Genomic DNA, 17,202 nt, shown 5'->3' on the forward strand with positions numbered 1-17,202 from the left:
ATAAGAGATAAGAGATGTAATACCAATTCGCTTAATTAAGTGATCTATTTTGAGGGTGGAAAAACGTGTTGATAGCTAGGCAATAAATTCGCTATTTAGTTGTTCAAAATGAGAATTTTTTAACGCATGGAGCGACACGTTTAGCCCCGCAAAATGATTAAGTATTATTGCGGGTTTGTATAAGTGTACTAATTGTGTTCCAAACACAAAAAAGCCCGCTAAATTAGCGGGCTATTCTGTTATATGGTGGAGAGATAGGGATTTGAACCCTAGATGGGCTATAAACCCATGCCGGTTTTCAAGACCGGTGCATTCGACCACTCTGCCATCTCTCCGATACTGCTAAGTTAAAAGTAAGAGTGTACTAATAACTATTTAAATGAATGATATTTTAATTACCACACACTTATTAAATAAGTGGTGGAGAGATAGGGATTTGAACCCTAGATGGGCTATAAACCCATGCCGGTTTTCAAGACCGGTGCATTCGACCACTCTGCCATCTCTCCGCACGGCCTGCATAATAGGGAAACCCATCCCTTTTGTGAAGCTTTTTTTTAAATTAATTGTTTAAGTGCTTAAAAAACAATTAATTTGTTTAAAGATAAAACAAAGTGTTTTTAATTTAGCCGTCAATATACTTTTATTTAAATATTTAACTCTATTGATCTACAAAGGTTTGCCCAAACATATAAGAGTTGGTAATCTAATTTTAGTTAAATTATCGAAACACACACGTTTCACTTAAAGGAGCTCTACAATGGCGTTTAATCAATCGTACAATACCGCGAAACCGGTAATGTCTACCATTGAAACAAACAAGGTACTTAAAAACACCTACTTTTTACTAGCTATGACACTTGCATTTAGTGCAGTTACAGCCGGTATTTCAATGGCACTACAATTACCTTACTTTATGGGAATTGTGTTTACACTCGTTTCGTTCGGTTTATTATTTGTTGTAAATAAAAAAGCAGATACAGCATCTGGTGTATTTTGGGTGTTTGCTTTCACAGGTTTAATGGGGGCTGGCTTAGGTCCATTGCTTAACCATTATGCTGCATTACCAAATGGCCCAATGCTTATTATGCAAGCCTTAGGTTCTACAGCGCTTATCTTTTTTGGTTTATCTGCTTATGCACTAAATACTAAAAAAGACTTCTCATTCATGGGTGGCTTTTTAACTGTTGGCTTAATCGTTGTGATTGTAGCAAGCATAGTTAATATTTTTATTGGCAATTCATTGATGTTTATGGTGCTTAATGCAGCAGTTGTACTGATTATGTCTGGTTTGATTTTATTTGATACAAGCCGAATCATAAACGGTGGTGAAACTAACTACATTCGTGCAACTGTGTCTTTATACCTAAGCGTATATAACTTATTTACTTCTTTGCTTGCTCTACTTGGCGCAAGTGATGACTAATTAAATAGTTCTGTTAAAATAGCCCCTTTATTGGGGCTTTTTATTGGAATTGTTTTGGCACGCTTTGTTCTTTCATTACATACACCACCATCCGATCACGATACCACGCAACGCATAGTTAAATTTGCGAATGCATGTTTAGCCCAAGGGCACACCATTGATGCTATTTTTTTATACCAGCAAGGTGTTTATCATGCATCTACCCACTTTGATTTATCCTCAGACGAACTTCAAATTTCAGCACTTTGGCAGCAACTCGCTGATCAAAAACTAAATTTAATGCTGTGTGTTACCGCTGCGCAAAAGCGCGGGTTAGATATTAAAAACACAGGTGTATTTAAAGTCGCAGGATTAGCTGAATTTGCAATGCTTGCAAGCGACGCAGATAAATGGGTGCAATTTAAATGATAAACGTATTAGTAATGAGTCAGTGCAGCCCATTTGACGATTTAAATATTCGTGATGCACTTGATATGACATTGATATTTGCTGCTGTTGATCAAAATGTAAGTTGGTTGTTTAGCGGCCCCGCCGTTTTAGCTTTAAAAAAGCACCAACAACCAAACAATATTGGCTTAAAAGACTTTTTTAAAAATATTAAAACACTCGAAATATATGATGTTGAAAATATTTTCGTGTGTGAAAAATCATTGCTTGATTATGGTTTAAATAAACATGATTTACTCATAGAGGCAAAAGCTCTTAACTTTAGTCAACAACAAACACTAATTAAAGCGCAGCAACATGTGGTGAACCTATGAGTACGTTACATATATTTTCAAAGCCGCTTAACTATTACTCGGCAAATCAGCTAGAGAACTTAATTTTATCAGGCGATAAGGTACTACTTGTTGGTGATGCCTGCTTTGCAAAAAAACAATTTAGACAATTTGCAGATACACTGTTAATACTTGAACAAGACGCGCAAGTACGTGCAATAAAATTAGCAGATAACGATAAAGCAATTAGCTATGAAGACTTTGTGGCACTCACTTTATCAACTAATCAATCAATTACGTGGTAACTCATGCTTGAATTTAACAACCAACAGATTGAAACCGACAAACAAGGCTACTTGCTCGACCATACTTTATGGTCAAAGGAGCTGGCGCCTGTAATTGCTACTCAAGAAAACATCACACTTAGTGAGCAGCACTGGGAAGTTATTAATTTTGTTCGTGATTTTTACATTGAATATAACACCAGCCCAGCGATTAGAATGCTTGTAAAAGCAATGGCTAAAGCACTCGGTGAAGATAAAGGAAATAGCCTTTATTTATATAAATTATTTCCTAAAGGCCCAGCCAAGCAAGCAACAAAAATTGCCGGATTACCAAAACCAGCTAGGTGCATATAATGAGAGCTAAATCAGGCAATAATCAAGCAACACAAGCCAAGCCAAAAAGAAGTACTGGGCGTACTTATTCACGCAGTGCACTTAACAGAACGCCATCTGGTAAAAGAGAAATAAAGCTGCAAATAGCATCTAAAGACAGAAAAATTGTGTTATTCAACAAGCCGTTTGATGTGCTATGCCAATTTACAGATGACGCAGACAGAAAAACGCTTGCAGAATTTATCCCTATTAAAGAAGTTTACGCAGCAGGAAGGTTAGACAGAGACAGTGAAGGTTTATTGCTTTTAACAAACTGTGGGAAACTACAAAACACCTTAACTGCTCCTGATAAAAAAACGAATAAAACCTACTGGGCACAAGTTGAGGGTAAACCAACGAGTGAATCAATTAATGATTTATGTAATGGCGTAGAACTTAAAGACGGGCTTACACTCCCCGCTAACGTTAAAGTAATTGATGAGCCAACAATTTGGGCGCGTAATCCCCCTGTACGCGAGCGAAAAGCAATCCCTACCACTTGGCTAAGTATTACTATTAATGAAGGTAGAAACAGACAAGTTCGTCGAATGACCGCGCATATTGGACACCCTACACTTCGCCTCATCCGCTATAGCATTGGCAACTATACGTTGGATGATATTAATTGTGGTGAATACAAAGTAATTAAGGGCGTAGTTGATGCATAAACCGCATGTCACGGTTGCAGCAATAGTAAAAAAGCAAAATGAGTTTTTACTTGTAAAAGAGCGCGATAAATTTACAAAGCAAATTTGTTACAATCAACCTGCGGGTCATTTAGAGCAAAATGAGACACTTGCACAAGCTGCAAGCAGAGAGCTACTAGAAGAAACAGGCTTAGCGCTTGCGCCTATTGGGTTTTTAGGTGTTTATAATTTGCATGCCGATAACGCAGTGCACTATTTGCGATTCTGCTTTTTATTTGAAGCGCCTAATAATATAAAAGCACCAACACCAATAGATTCTGACATTATCAGCGCTAACTGGCATACATTAGAGCAAATAAAATCATTACCGCTTAGGAGCCCTTTAGTGCTCAAGTGTATTAACGACAGCCTGAATCGACCAGCGTTAAGCTTAGAAACTATTTATAATTGATTTACTCAGAGCTTAGCGCTATACAATTACGCCCTTGTTTTTTAGCATAATACAGGGCGTTATCAGCAGCTTTAACAAAGCTGACTTCATTACTATTTGTATAGTTGCTGATGGTATTAACACCCATACTTATAGATAAAAATCCGGTAAAGCTATCCTGGTGAGCAATAGCTAAGCTTTCTACAGCTTTTTGTATTTGCTCAGCTATAAACAACGCTCCTTGCCTATCCGTTTGTGGAAGTAAAACAACAAATTCTTCTCTACCATAGCGAGCCACAAAATCTTCTGGGCGACTAACCGTTGAAGCAATTTTTTGAGCCACGTCATATAAGCACGTATCGCCCGCTACATGCCCATACCGGTCATTAAATTGCTTAAAATGGTCAATATCAATAATAATCATCGATAGCATGCCTTCGCATTCTTTTGCTCGTTCAAACTCATGCGTTAGCTTTTCATCAAACCGACGCCTATTAGCAATTTTGGTTAATGCATCCAAAAAGGCCATATCCCTGAGTATATCTTCTGCTTCTAAACGCTCTGTTGCATCATTAAAAACAGCTAAAAACTCTTCACCTATATCAATCCCTGAAATTTCCATCATCACTTGCGAGCCATCACGACAAGAAACTCGATAGTTATTTGCGGGTATGTCGTTATTGTTATTTAGTGCCTTTTCAAGAGAGTCTTGCCACAGCTCTTTTGCAAGTGCTCTGTATTGGGGATCTGGATACGCTTTTTCCCACCATGATTTAAGATTCGGCACATCTTCTACTGTATAACCAAAAACATCTACAAAACGTTGATTAACTTTCAAAATATCACCCGTCTTAGCACATACATTACATACTGGCATTGGCAAAACGGTAAATAACCTAGCGTAGTGGCTTATCTCATGTTTGCGCATAGGGTTGGGTGTACTTTGGGGCAAGTAACTCATTGGCATATCATTTTTTTCTATACTAAGCTTTTCGTCCATTTCTAAGGCGAAATACCATTCAAGCCACCAGTGCTCTACATGCTCAAGCACCTTTAACTCAACGTTCTTTTTAACTGTTGAACCTTTTATTAAGCTAAATAACTCATGTACATGGTTAGGCTCTTGGTATATATGAGGGTTTTTGAGTTTTATTAACTCATAAAAAAGATGATAGGCTGATTTTTTAAACTCTGTCGTTTTGCGAGAAAGTAATTCGCTATCCACAAAATCCGGTTTTCGTGTGTAATGCTCAACTAAAGAATTTATCTTGTTTATTTGATAGGCATAATTCATATATTCATTCCATTGACTATATTTCAAGCGGCTTTAAAGTGGTTAACATTCATATACTCACCACTATTTTTATTTTTATTAAGTGTATATTTACTCTAGTAGTTTTAAAAGAAAATACTATTAAAACTCAATAACTACATGAATTATTCTATAGTCTTAATTTATTAGTAAAGATCACTTTAATATTACTAAAGTTACAGCCTGATAATGCGCTTAAGTCTAGTTTGCTATTTGTTATACAAATAAAATAGCGACAAATTATGTCCTTTGCCGCCCTACGCTCTTTAAGCTCAAACAAAATACATGCTATAATCGCGGCCTTTCCAAGTTAACAGCAATCTGTATAAGCGAAATTATTCATGAGCGAAAATAGTCACATTAAAGTCATTGTTGGCATGTCCGGCGGTGTTGATTCTTCTGTATCTGCATATTTATTACAACAACAGGGCTACCAAGTAGAAGGCCTGTTTATGAAGAACTGGGAAGAAGACGACAATGATGAATACTGTGCTGCCGCTGATGACTTAAAAGATGCACAAGCCGTATGCGACAAATTAGGCATTGAGCTTCACACAGTAAACTTTGCTGCTGAATACTGGGATAATGTATTCGAATACTTTTTAGCAGAGTACAAAGCCGGCCGTACACCAAACCCAGACATAATGTGTAATAAAGAAATTAAATTTAAAGCCTTTTTAGAATTTGCGGCTCAAGCACTCGGTGCTGACTTTATTGCAACCGGACACTACGTTCGCCGTGAACTTCGCGATGACAAATACGTAATGTGTCGCGGACTTGATAACAATAAAGATCAAAGCTACTTCTTATATACCCTAAGCCATGAACATATTGGCCAAACGTTATTCCCTGTAGGCGATATCGAAAAACCAGAAGTACGCCGCATAGCAGAAGAACAAAACCTAATCACTCACGATAAAAAAGACAGCACCGGAATTTGCTTTATCGGTGAGCGGAAATTTAAAGACTTTTTACAAAAGTTCTTACCAGCGCAACCTGGTGTTATCGAAGACACTGACGGTAACAACGTAGGCGAGCATGAAGGCTTAATGTACCACACACTTGGACAACGCAAAGGCTTGTTAATTGGTGGTATGAAGGAAGGTTCTGGCGAACCATGGTACGTAGTTGATAAAGATTTAGAACGTAACGTACTTGTTGTTGGTCAAGGTAAAGATCACCCCCGTCTATACAGTAATGGTCTTAATGCAAACCAATTACATTGGGTAGACCGCGTTGGCCCTAAAGGTACCACTCGCTGCACAGTTAAAACACGTTACCGCCAAGAAGACTTAAGCTGTACCCTACTTGTAGGTGAAGACGGCATGGCTCGTGTATTATTCGACGAACCACAAAAAGCAGTTACGCCAGGTCAATCTGCCGTATTTTACGCAGAAGATGTGTGTTTAGGTGGTGGTATTATTGACTCGGTGATTAAGTAATGAATGAATACCAAGTCATGGCGCTTGCCGCCATGTGCCAGGTTGCTAAACAAGTTCAAAAAATTGCCCAATACGGCAGCAACAACGAACACGATTTAGAAATCTTACTTTCAAGTATTATTCAAACATCTCCTGAATCTCCAGAGGACGTTTATCAAGGTACAGATAACCTGCGTGATGGCTATAAAACATTAATGGCGCAGCTTACTGCAGGCGCTCAAAAAGATGTTGAAATAGTAAAGTACGTAGGTGGTTTAATGCAGCTTGAACGTGCACTAAATGCAAACGACAAGAGCTTAAACGAATTAGGCAAACGAATTGATGATATTCATCGTCGTTTAGATCATTTTGCTATTACCGACGAGAGCGTTGTTGCCGGCTTAGCAGATATATACTCGTCGGTGCTGAGCCCCCTTGGGCACCGAATACAGGTTTATGGTAAACCCGAGTTATTAAAACAGCAGCTCACTCAAAATAAAATCCGTGCGCTATTACTAGCCGGTGTTAGAAGTGCAGTATTATGGCGACAAATGGGCGGTAAACGCCGTCACTTTTTCTTTTCAAAAAGAAAAATACTCGCCATTGCTAAATCAAAAATTTAACTATCGTTCAAACTAAAATTTAGGAGTTATTATGGAGCTTTCAGCGTTAACGGCTATCTCTCCAGTGGATGGTCGCTACGGCAGCAAAACCACTGAACTACGCAGTATTTTCAGCGAATTTGGCTTAATTAAATACCGCGTAATTGTTGAAGTGCGTTGGTTGCAAGCGTTAGCTGCAGCAAGCGATATAAAAGAAGTACCTGCATTTAGCGAACAAGCAAATGCACTACTTAACGCTATTGTAGATAACTTCAGTGAAGCTGATGCACAGCGCGTTAAAGATATTGAACGCACTACAAACCACGATGTTAAAGCGGTTGAATACTTATTAAAAGAAAAAGTAGCCGATAACAGTGAGCTTCATGCAATCAATGAATTTATTCACTTCGCTTGTACTTCAGAAGATATTAACAATCTATCTCATGGTTTAATGCTTAGCGAAGCACGTAACAAGGTTTTACTTCCTTATTGCGATGAACTTTTAAGCGCAATTAAAGAAAAAGCGATTGAGTACAAAGCAATCCCAATGATGACTCGTACGCACGGGCAACCGGCTACACCATCAACGATGGGTAAAGAGTTTGCTAACGTATACATGCGTTTAAAGCGTCAACGCGACCAAATTGCACAAGTAGAAATGCTTGGTAAAGTTAACGGTGCTGTTGGTAACTACAACGCTCACCTTAGCGCATACCCAGATTACGACTGGCATACTCACGCAGATAAATTTGTATCAAGCTTAGGTTTAACACTTAACCCATTTACCACACAAATTGAACCGCATGACTATATTGCAGAGTTGTTTGACGCAATTGCACGCTTTAACACTATTTTGCTCGATTTTGACCGTGACATGTGGGGTTACATCGCACTTAATCACTTTAAGCAAAAAACAATTGCGGGCGAAATTGGCTCATCTACAATGCCGCATAAAGTTAACCCAATTGATTTTGAAAACTCAGAAGGTAACTTAGGTTTAGCAAACGCTATTTTTGCTCACCTTGCACAAAAATTACCAGTTTCTCGTTGGCAACGTGACCTTACCGATTCAACGGTATTACGTAACTTAGGTGTAGGTATGGGCTATGCGATCATTGCATACCAATCAACACTTAAAGGTGTGAGCAAGCTTGAAGTAAACGAGCAACGTTTAGCTGACGAGCTTGATCAAAACTGGGAATTGCTAGCCGAGCCGATTCAAACAGTTATGCGTAAATATGGTATTGAAAAGCCATACGAAAAACTTAAAGATTTAACACGCGGTAAACGTGTAAATCTAGAAATAATGGCTGACTTTATCGATGGTCTTGACCTTCCAGAGCAGGCTAAAGTAGAAATGAAAAAACTAACACCTGCTAATTACATTGGTCGTGCTGTTGAGTTTATTGATGATTTAGTTTAAAAACTAAATTACTCTTTTAAAAAGCGAAAGGCTCATCCTTTCGCTTTTTTTGTTTTAACCCCATTGCACAAACTAGTAGGTATAATGTATGTATCAATTAAAAATAAATAATTTGTCTGAGCAAGAGTTTTTAAGCCATTTTTGGCAAAAAAAGCCGCTTTTAATCAAACAAGGTTTTGCAGATTTTCAAGACCCACTTGATGCTAATGAACTTGCCGGCCTCGCAATGGAAGAAAGCATAGAGTCACGTATTATTACCAATCATAAAAATGATTGGCAAACCTACCAAGGTCCATTTGAAGACTTTGAGCAGTTAACAGACGATCATTCTACATTGCTCGTGCAAGCAGTTGATCACTGGCATAGCGAAGCTGCGCAACTACTAGAGCCATTTAGATTTATTCCAAACTGGCGCATAGATGATTTAATGATCAGCTATTCAACGCCTAATGGTGGTGTTGGCCCACACTTAGACCAATATGACGTGTTTATTATTCAAGGCGAAGGTAAACGTCATTGGCGCGTAGGCCTACCCGATCCAACACTTAAGCAGTTTGCTCAAAACAAAAAATTACTGCAAGTAGAAGCATTTGAAGCCGTAATTGATTGCATATTAGAGCCTGGCGATATTTTATATATTCCACCAGGGTGCCCTCACGAAGGTTACGCTATCGAAAACGCGCTCAATTATTCAGTTGGTTTTAGAGCGCCAAATCAACAAGATTTATTATCAAGCTTTGCCGATCATATTATTGATACCGAAAGCGGCCAAAAACGTTATACCGATCACAACATCATGCTCAGAAAATCAAAAGGTGAACTTACAAACCTTGAAGTTGATAAAGTTAAAACATTGATGGCGGCACTTTTAGAAAATGACGATTTATTTAAACAATGGTTAGGCTCAACGCTTAGTCAGCCCAAACATGAAATGGATTTAGCGCCAGTAGAGCCTCCATTTACGTCAGAGCAAATAAGCGATGATTTAAGTAATGAAGAAGCAGTGTTTGAGCGTTTAGGTGGCACACGCGCTATTTATCAGCAACTCGATACAGAAGTTTTACTAAGTGTTAATGGCGAAAATTACGCCATGCCGTTAACCGACTTAGCGGCGGTAAAACTACTTACCGATCATACTGAGTTTGAAAGTTCAGCATTAAATTTAACAAAGCCAAGTTTAGTTTTTACTCAAACTTTTACTACACTTGTTAATGAGGGGATCTGGTTTAATATAGACCACGAGTAATAATACCAATTATATTAATAATGATGAGCATTTTACAGCGCAAGATACTATGTATACAGGTCAGTTAAAATTTTTAATTTTCATCTGATATTGGCTTAAATAACTTTGCTGTGATTGCTTACTCATTTTAATTTGGTATCAATAGGAGTTTGCAATGGGCTATCTGGTTGATAAGGTTGAATGGGATATAAAAAAAGATTTGCTACAAAAAATTCGAGAGCGAGTTTTTGTTTACGAGTTACATATCCCCAAGCATATCGAATTTGATAGCCTAGATAAAATTGCATTACATGTACTTGTTACAGACGATGCAAACTGCCCAATAGCAACGGGTAGATTATGTAAAGATGGCTTAATCGGCAGAATAGCTGTATTACCTGAGCACCGTAATCGCAAAGTATATACATCTCTTCTCAACTTTATTGTCGAATTAGCCTCAAACCAAGGTATTGAAGAAGTAAGCATTAATTGTATTTTAAATGAGGTAGAGCGTTTTAAGCGAAATGGCTTTATTCAGCAAGGAAATGTTTTTATGGAGGCGGGAATTCCTAGGCAACGTATGCAATGCTCTGTTTCGGCGTTTAATACAACTCCCTTCACACTTGTCCATTAGATAAAGAAAAGGGCAATAAATAAGCTATCACCCTCTACATTGTTACTTAACCCAAACTGTCGTTACTTTGCCTCATTTGCCCACAGCGGTTCATTATCATACATTTCGTACAAGCCATGTGCTCTATTTATAAGTAAGTTAGCAAAATCTACCTGCGTTTTATCACGCGCGCCTGTACTCATAATTTGATCCGCTTTTAATTGCCACTGCAAAGAAAAATAACGCATTGCATCGCGAGCATCTGTAGCTGCACTTACTTCAGCATGATCTGTAGGTAAGCGCCCTGTTACTACCCAATATGTTTTACCGTTTTGCGCTTTAAATTTCCACATTGCACAAAGTGGTGCTAAAAATCGGCTGTCTTTATCAACTACTGATTTTGGCATAATGCCCTTTTCGGCTAAATGTTTTTGCGCTGCTTGAAAACATTCGCGTTGCCACTGCATTCTTTGCTCATCAGTTATAACTTGCTCTTTTGCTGTTAACGGCTTTTTTTCTTGTTGTTGCATTTTTAATAACCTTTTACTTCTTTTTTAACACTCTAAGGGCTTAGTAAATAAGGTGCAAGTATAAAACGGTCATTTGCACCTTAAAGCGCTCTGTTTGCTGTGTTTTTAGCCAAACTATTATTTTATATTGTGATCAAACGAACCTACATCACCCGGAAAAACTACTGGAGACTCAATACCGTCTTTACTAACAGAGGCTACACCAAAGTAATAATTATCAATCACTACGTTTTTAAGTGTGTACTGTGAAACCTTACCAACGTATTTACTAAACTGCCATTGCGGCTCGCTCGTGTAACGCCAATAAATTTTATAGCCAGCAATATTTTCATCACTGCTTTGTTGCCATGAAAACGACGTATCAGCTGTAACAGCGCCCTTTATTTTAACTTCTTTTGGCGGTGCGGGTGCCCACGCCATAGACGCCATCGTTACCGCATTAAGTGAAGTTAACTTAGCCGTATAATCAAAATCAACACCTTCAATGGTATCGCCATACTCAACACCATTTTGAGTGCGTAAATCTTGATGCTGACGATCGTAGTGCTCGTTAGTTTCCATAATACGCACCGCTGCAAAACCTGCATCATTAAATGGACGATGATGCCCACCACGGCCAAATCTATCTAATCGATATACAAGCATTGTATCTAAATTAGGAATGTATCTGTCAGCAATAGTATCTATGTAGCGAGCTAAATTACGACTCGCAGAATCGACTTCACCACCTGTAAAGCGCCGAGTATTAGCTTGCTCTTTTGTTTCTTCAACACGGGTACCTTCTGAAAATATACGTGCAGTCGTGTTATTAGTTACCCCATTAATACCGGTAATATTGCCAATCATATCGTTGTTTAAAACGCCATGAACTTGCCAGTTATGCTTTTGTGCATAAGCCGTTAATATTTTACCGCCAAACAAACCTTGCTCTTCGCCCGAAAGCGCCGCGTAAACTACCGAACCATTAAATTTGTATTTACTTAAAACACGAGCTGCTTCTATTACTCCTGCCACGCCCGATGCATTATCGTTAGCACCCGGTGAATCACTCGTAAAGTCCATAACATCACTTACACGAGAATCTATATCACCCGACATAATCACCATGCGATTAGGCTCGCTTGACCCTCGTTGAATAGCCACAATATTAACCACTTCAACAGGATTAGGAATGCGCTTTTCGCCCGATATAGTGTCCTTTACTTCAATGATTTCCAAACAACCGCCACACTGCGCGGATATTTTTTCAAATTCATTTTTTATCCAGCGCCTAGCCGCACCAATGCCTCGAGTATCCGATTTAGTTTCTGAAAGCGTATGGCGAGTACCAAAATCCACCAGCGTTTGAATGTCACTACCAATACGTTCGGGTGATACTTGAGCTGCTATATCATGTAATTTTTGCTGTTCTGTGTATTGAAGTTGTGTTTTCCCATGTGCTGATAATGCAAGTGTGCAGGCGCCTGCAATTGCAGTAAATTTAAGTAACGTTGTTGTGATTTTCAAAGGTGTTTTAAGCATCTATTAGCTCCTAATTATTATAGTGTAACCATTACTTAGCTAAGGTTTTATGGCAATACATTTGAGGTAGATGTAGAAAGGATCACGCTAAAGCGCATTGACAAGAGGTTATTAGGATAGTAGAAAGCCCACTACCTTTTATAGGTACTGGGCCAAAATTTATTATGCATATTTTTAATGAGTAGTTTTAATATCAAATTCTTTCAAAAAGGCCTCATGTCCTCCTAAGCTTGCAAGCACACCAGCAGAAAACATAAATATTAATACAAATGCTAAACAGCTCAAAAACTCCGAACTATTTTCAGGATTAATATAGTAGTTAAGTAAAAAACCACTCAATACACCTATAAAAGCTATTTTGCTAAATAAAAAGTAACTCGGGATCTCAAATGCCCAAACAGAGGTATTGTTTACAAACTGCCTATGTCCATACGTCATAAAAGCCAACATACCAACAATACTAATTGCAAAAGTAGACACTGTGGTTAACACGCTCATATTTTTATAAATAAGCACATACCCTAATCGTAAAGAATAGATAAATAGCGCAAACCACGCTAAAACAGCAGGCCCTAGAATCAACCCCATTTCCAATCCTTGAATAACGTCTAAGTAATTAATTGCTAATACAATATTATATTTAGAGGTTAAATTACAAACCTTGTTACACAATAATCTACAAAAAAATGTGATTTTCGTGGCACACTGTAATTGTGTATACATTAATAGTTTAAGTTATGCGTCAGCTAAAAGAAGATACAATTAAAAGTAACCTTATTGAGTCGCAGCAAAGTGCATACGGCCCCGTATGCGTGTATCAAAATAAAGAATACCGTTGGTTAACGCTTGCACAAAAAACCAATGAAGACATAACAATTCAAGGCGTTATGAACCTTACGCACCCAGAGCAAGTAATAGTACCTGTAAACCAGTGTATGATGTTATTTTTACTTAAACCGGTAGATACACTAAATATATTAAATTTAGGTTTAGGCACGGCAGGGTTTGAGCGAATTATGTATCACTTACAAAGTAATACGCATTACATAAACACCATCAATACATTTAACACGGTAGAAATAAACCCAAACATTGCCTTAATCGCCGCCCAGCACTTTAAGTTACCTATTAAGCACAGCAGCTATTTACAATGCGCCGAGCAATATATTACCCAATGCTCTGATCACTTTAACGTAATCACTATCGATATTTTTAGTGGTGAATATCATCAGCCTTTTTTAACTAGCGATAGCTTTTGGCAAAATATAAATCGCTGCAGTGAGCAAAATACGCAAGTAATCATTAATTTAAACCCACAAACAGGCCAAGAGCTGCAAATGCTTTTAGTACTTTTAAGGCAACATTTTAAGTGCTTAGCGATAATAGAGTTTAACGAATACAAAAATATAGTGATCATACTAAGCCAGCAAACATTAATGCATATAAACGTTGATGAAATACAAAACTCACCGGTGTTTATAAACTTTGCGCCAGACCTTTATAAAAGTATTAACAGCATTTATCATATTGAATAAAACGCTTTACCGACCAGGTTCATGTTTTTCATAGCACGGTAAGCTTGTTTCGAGCTGCTCCCAGTTAGCTTTAGACGTAACAAAATTATGCGATAATACCTGCTCAGTAATATCGGTATCGAATATTCCTAACCGAATTCGTATTCTGCTTTTGTCATCATTATTGCTACTGTAAACAGGCGAGCCACAACATCTACAAAAATAACGCGTGCGCCCTACTTTAAAACTATATTCACTGAGTAGTTCTTGCCCTTTTGTTATTGTAAAGTCACTTGTATTTACAAAGCCATTGGTTGCAAATGCAGTCCCGCTGTTTTTTCTGCACAGTGAACAATGACAATGAATAATAGTAGGGCGTGTTGTTCTTTGGTGGTTGAATTTGCAGCAGTGTGTTTGGTATTTAGGCAAGGCAGAGCCTATGATATGTGGTTGTTCCCCATACATAGGCGATAACGTAGCATAAAGACCAAACATGCGCTGCCCTTTGGGCTGACGAATCCCCAAAACGTGACAGGCACAGCAATTTATGATCTTATGTAAATCACCACAACCCACATAAGTCACAACTGCTATGCCTGAGACATCAGTTTGCCATAAGTACTTTAAACATGCATTAGCGCCATTCAATAATGCCAGAGTAAAAACATTACTAAGCTGCAGTAATGCATTAATTTCGGGCAATAAACTTACCTTAACTGAAATCGGCAGAAATTTGTCTGGCGCTGTGGATGTAAAACATAAAATAAAACGCGTTGATCGCTTCTTAAAAAATACTCACCTCTACAATGAAAGGGTCGCTATCTATGAAGCATTAGCTCATCCTATTATTGACTCTTTACCCATGCTTGCAATTGCCGTTGACTGGAGCGGTGCCTGTGGTCACGACTATCACTTACTGCGAGCAAGCTTACTTGTGGATGGGCGCTCTATCGTGATTTATAACATGATTGTTGAGCAGAAGGATTTTGATAGCCCAGCAACCAACAGCCTGTTTTTAGATGAACTTTATGAAGTGCTTGGACGACATCCTAGTGTCTATATTGTAACAGACGGCGGCTTTCTTACGCCTTGGTATAGTAAAGTACGCGAACTTGGTTGGCATATGATAGGTCGATTAAGAGGCTCAATGAAGTGTAAACTAGCCATGCAATCACAATGGCATACATTAAAACAACTTAGGGCTGGTGCCAGCGATATACCTAAGGCGTTAGGTCAAGCACGACTAACTCAGTCCAGCCCGACAGCATGCGATGCATTTTTACACGTATATCATGGAAAAAATAAAGGAAGAAAAGGAAAAAGCAGATTTACGAAAGATACAAAAATGTATCAAAACTTAGCTAAAGAGCCATGGTTACTCGCGACATCAGACAATACAATGACGAGTAAGCGAGTAGTTGGTTTATATAGTAAAAGAATGCAAATAGAGCAAAATTTCCGCGATGACAAAAGTTTGAGATATGGTTTTTCGTGGCGTTTTAGTAAAAGCACCGGCATAAATAGAATAGGAATATTATGCTTGATAGCGACAATAGCGAGCACTGCGTTATGGTTTATAGGGTGTGAAGCAGAAAAAAGAAAGTGGCATATAAAATTTCAAGCAAATAGCGTTAAGAATCGCCGAGTTCTTTCATTTTTAACCTTAGCCAAGCAAGTCATAAAGCTATGTAAGAGACGTATTACACAAAGCTATATAGAAAAAAGTTTAAAAAACTTTATTTTGAATTACGAAAAAGAGGCCGCTGGATAAAGTGGGGATCCCTCAGCCCTTTGGGTTCTTGCTAGGGACGATTGACTCTTTGTTGCTCGGTTTTTACTTAGCCCACTAGGTTACAAACCTTGCGCCGCGATTAAATCGCCCCTAGATTGAACAAATTTCAATCCATAAAGATCAACACGCCCTAGTTATACTGCCCGACACTTCAACGTTTACTTCACCACACAAACACGAACCCGTATACATATAACATCCTAACTATTAAATTATTTTAAACTCAGCTGAAATTTGCTGAGTTGATTTAATGGATAAGTTTACTGGTTAATTTTTTGAATGGAATAATAATTTTTGTATCTTCGCAGTTCCCACGCCATTAGCTATTACTTTAATGATTGACATAAAAAAAATAAATTGGTTAACCAAATATCAATAATATTACGAGAGCCAATTATGTCTTCCAAACATATTCTAATTCTTTGCTTATTCAGCACGCTATCAGCATGTTCAACTATTCAAAAAAACACGTCAAGCGATTGGCTACTTATTGATGACTTTGAAAATTCACTTAGCAAGTGGCAAAGTGTCGATACGCAAAATGAAACTAAGCCACAGGTTAAAAACCCACAAATAACAGTTATACAATCAGAACAAGCAAACTCATCAACAAATCATTATTTACTAAAAAAGCCCGCACGCGATGGTATTGTTGGCAATCGTAAAGCACTTTCTTATACAAAGCTTCCACAAGCGGTTGAAGTTGGTCAAACCTACACATTTTATATACGTATAAACGTCGCTGCGTTTCCTAATAATCATGCTTTTGGATTGAGTAACCTTACTCCAGCACTAATAAATAAACATACGTACGATGCGTTTGAGCCAACACTTCGCGTAACTGATAAAACAGAATCAAACGGGCTTGTAAACGATGGCACATTAATGGTTAAAACCGACAGCGGGATAGCAACATTCAAAACTACACTACCAAACAGTCAGCTAAACCTCTGCAAACAAATACCTGGTACGACGTATGGTATGTTGTTAATAACGCAGCAGTCTCAGAGCAAGGTCAGCAATATGATGTTTACGTAAAAGGCGGTGAATTTAGCAAGCAAACACTGGTGTATAAAAATGCACAATTTAGAATGAAGCGCGAACAACCTCTTATGTATTTTTTAGCAAACTGTAATACAGGCCCAATTAAAAAGCCTTACGGAAATGGTGGCCTCTGATATGACGATTTATACATGAGCAAAGGTACAAACCTAAATAACTCAATGCTATAAAAGTAAGTGAAGTGTTTTTAGGTGTTCTTTTATACATAAGTTTATATTAATAACGTTCTAGCATATTCACAATTAATACCTTACAAACCTGCATTTAAAAATACTTAAATGGTATAATAGCGACCATTATTTGCCATTT

Annotated in this window: 19 protein-coding genes, 2 tRNA genes and 1 pseudogene; 15 read left to right on the top strand and 7 right to left on the bottom strand. The window is 38.0% G+C overall.

Annotated elements, in window-relative coordinates; translation table 11 throughout:
* Positions 1-244: 244 nt before the first annotated feature.
* Together RB214_RS09035 and RB214_RS09040 are read right to left on the bottom strand one after the other, a co-directional pair.
* Positions 245-335: transfer RNA gene (locus tag RB214_RS09035), tRNA-Ser, on the bottom strand.
* A gap of 83 nt (positions 336-418) precedes the next feature.
* Positions 419-509, bottom strand: a tRNA-Ser gene (locus RB214_RS09040).
* 251 nt (positions 510-760) lie between these two features.
* Between RB214_RS09040 and RB214_RS09045 the strand changes: the two genes are divergently transcribed.
* The 7 genes from RB214_RS09045 to RB214_RS09075 are packed head-to-tail and all read left to right on the top strand — an operon-like array spanning position 761 to position 3,899.
* Positions 761-1,426, top strand: a complete 666-nt coding sequence (locus RB214_RS09045) for a Bax inhibitor-1/YccA family protein (protein ID WP_309166220.1) — start codon at positions 761-763, stop codon at positions 1,424-1,426.
* Between the two features lie 54 nt (positions 1,427-1,480).
* Entirely contained in the window at positions 1,481-1,834 is a 354-nt protein-coding gene (gene tusD, locus RB214_RS09050) for a sulfurtransferase complex subunit TusD (protein ID WP_309166222.1), read from the top strand.
* A complete protein-coding gene (tusC, locus tag RB214_RS09055) occupies positions 1,831-2,187 on the top strand; it encodes a sulfurtransferase complex subunit TusC (protein WP_002962696.1) in 357 nt (118 codons plus the stop codon). Before tusD ends, tusC begins: the two co-directional genes overlap by 4 nt.
* Positions 2,184-2,450, top strand: a complete 267-nt coding sequence (locus RB214_RS09060) for a DsrH/TusB family sulfur metabolism protein (RefSeq protein ID WP_008133664.1) — start codon at positions 2,184-2,186, stop codon at positions 2,448-2,450. Before tusC ends, RB214_RS09060 begins: the two co-directional genes overlap by 4 nt.
* A gap of 3 nt (positions 2,451-2,453) precedes the next feature.
* Entirely contained in the window at positions 2,454-2,783 is a 330-nt protein-coding gene (locus RB214_RS09065) for a TusE/DsrC/DsvC family sulfur relay protein (protein ID WP_007375712.1), read from the top strand.
* The gene (locus RB214_RS09070) at positions 2,783-3,469 is read left to right on the top strand and encodes a pseudouridine synthase (protein WP_309166226.1); all 687 of its coding nucleotides are present in this window, start codon (positions 2,783-2,785) and stop codon (positions 3,467-3,469) included. Before RB214_RS09065 ends, RB214_RS09070 begins: the two co-directional genes overlap by 1 nt.
* Positions 3,462-3,899, top strand: coding sequence for an NUDIX hydrolase (locus tag RB214_RS09075; RefSeq protein WP_033028398.1), 438 nt, complete (start codon positions 3,462-3,464; stop codon positions 3,897-3,899). Before RB214_RS09070 ends, RB214_RS09075 begins: the two co-directional genes overlap by 8 nt.
* 1 nt (position 3,900) lies before the next feature.
* Here the strand turns inward: RB214_RS09075 and RB214_RS09080 are convergent, their stop codons facing one another.
* The gene (locus RB214_RS09080) at positions 3,901-5,172 is read right to left on the bottom strand and encodes a sensor domain-containing diguanylate cyclase (protein ID WP_309166229.1); all 1,272 of its coding nucleotides are present in this window, start codon (positions 5,170-5,172) and stop codon (positions 3,901-3,903) included.
* A 359-nt stretch (positions 5,173-5,531) separates the two neighbouring features.
* On the opposite strand from RB214_RS09080, the gene mnmA reads away from it, so the two are divergent.
* From mnmA to RB214_RS09105, 5 genes are all read left to right on the top strand, one after another.
* Positions 5,532-6,632 (top strand): tRNA 2-thiouridine(34) synthase MnmA, encoded by a 1,101-nt coding sequence (gene mnmA / locus RB214_RS09085; RefSeq protein ID WP_309166230.1) that lies wholly within the window; start codon positions 5,532-5,534, stop codon positions 6,630-6,632.
* Positions 6,632-7,234 (top strand): high frequency lysogenization protein HflD, encoded by a 603-nt coding sequence (hflD, locus tag RB214_RS09090; protein ID WP_033028400.1) that lies wholly within the window; start codon positions 6,632-6,634, stop codon positions 7,232-7,234. Before mnmA ends, hflD begins: the two co-directional genes overlap by 1 nt.
* Positions 7,235-7,265: 31 nt before the next feature.
* On the top strand, positions 7,266-8,636 hold the full coding sequence (purB, locus tag RB214_RS09095; protein ID WP_309166231.1) for an adenylosuccinate lyase: 1,371 nt from the start codon (positions 7,266-7,268) through the stop codon (positions 8,634-8,636).
* An 88-nt stretch (positions 8,637-8,724) separates the two neighbouring features.
* Positions 8,725-9,882 carry a cupin domain-containing protein gene (locus RB214_RS09100; RefSeq protein WP_309166232.1) on the top strand — a complete coding sequence of 386 codons (1,158 nt, stop codon included), beginning with the start codon at positions 8,725-8,727 and terminating at the stop codon, positions 9,880-9,882.
* Positions 9,883-10,036: 154 nt separating this feature from the next.
* Positions 10,037-10,495 carry a GNAT family N-acetyltransferase gene (locus RB214_RS09105; RefSeq protein ID WP_165743165.1) on the top strand — a complete coding sequence of 153 codons (459 nt, stop codon included), beginning with the start codon at positions 10,037-10,039 and terminating at the stop codon, positions 10,493-10,495.
* Between the two features lie 62 nt (positions 10,496-10,557).
* Here the strand turns inward: RB214_RS09105 and RB214_RS09110 are convergent, their stop codons facing one another.
* From RB214_RS09110 to RB214_RS09120, 3 genes are all read right to left on the bottom strand, one after another.
* Complete coding sequence (locus RB214_RS09110; protein ID WP_197188733.1) at positions 10,558-11,004, bottom strand: DUF4826 family protein; 447 nt, start codon at positions 11,002-11,004, stop codon at positions 10,558-10,560.
* A 117-nt stretch (positions 11,005-11,121) separates the two neighbouring features.
* Positions 11,122-12,525 (bottom strand): M28 family metallopeptidase, encoded by a 1,404-nt coding sequence (locus RB214_RS09115; RefSeq protein WP_309166235.1) that lies wholly within the window; start codon positions 12,523-12,525, stop codon positions 11,122-11,124.
* A gap of 174 nt (positions 12,526-12,699) precedes the next feature.
* Entirely contained in the window at positions 12,700-13,248 is a 549-nt protein-coding gene (locus RB214_RS09120) for a hypothetical protein (protein WP_309166238.1), read from the bottom strand.
* Between the two features lie 14 nt (positions 13,249-13,262).
* Between RB214_RS09120 and RB214_RS09125 the strand changes: the two genes are divergently transcribed.
* Positions 13,263-14,060 carry a hypothetical protein gene (locus RB214_RS09125; RefSeq protein WP_309166240.1) on the top strand — a complete coding sequence of 266 codons (798 nt, stop codon included), beginning with the start codon at positions 13,263-13,265 and terminating at the stop codon, positions 14,058-14,060.
* 6 nt (positions 14,061-14,066) lie between these two features.
* On the opposite strand, the gene RB214_RS09130 is transcribed toward RB214_RS09125, so the two are convergent.
* Positions 14,067-14,534 carry a GFA family protein gene (locus tag RB214_RS09130; RefSeq protein WP_309166243.1) on the bottom strand — a complete coding sequence of 156 codons (468 nt, stop codon included), beginning with the start codon at positions 14,532-14,534 and terminating at the stop codon, positions 14,067-14,069.
* A 97-nt stretch (positions 14,535-14,631) separates the two neighbouring features.
* Here RB214_RS09130 and RB214_RS09135 point away from each other — a divergent pair, with 97 nt between their 5' ends.
* Positions 14,632-15,810 carry an IS4 family transposase gene (locus tag RB214_RS09135; protein WP_165745053.1) on the top strand — a complete coding sequence of 393 codons (1,179 nt, stop codon included), beginning with the start codon at positions 14,632-14,634 and terminating at the stop codon, positions 15,808-15,810.
* 417 nt (positions 15,811-16,227) lie between these two features.
* Positions 16,228-17,009: pseudogene (locus RB214_RS09140) on the top strand (hypothetical protein).
* The last annotated feature ends 193 nt before the right edge of the window (positions 17,010-17,202 follow it).

This window comes from Pseudoalteromonas sp. HL-AS1, assembly GCF_031198785.1.
Lineage (GTDB): Bacteria > Pseudomonadota > Gammaproteobacteria > Enterobacterales > Alteromonadaceae > Pseudoalteromonas > Pseudoalteromonas distincta.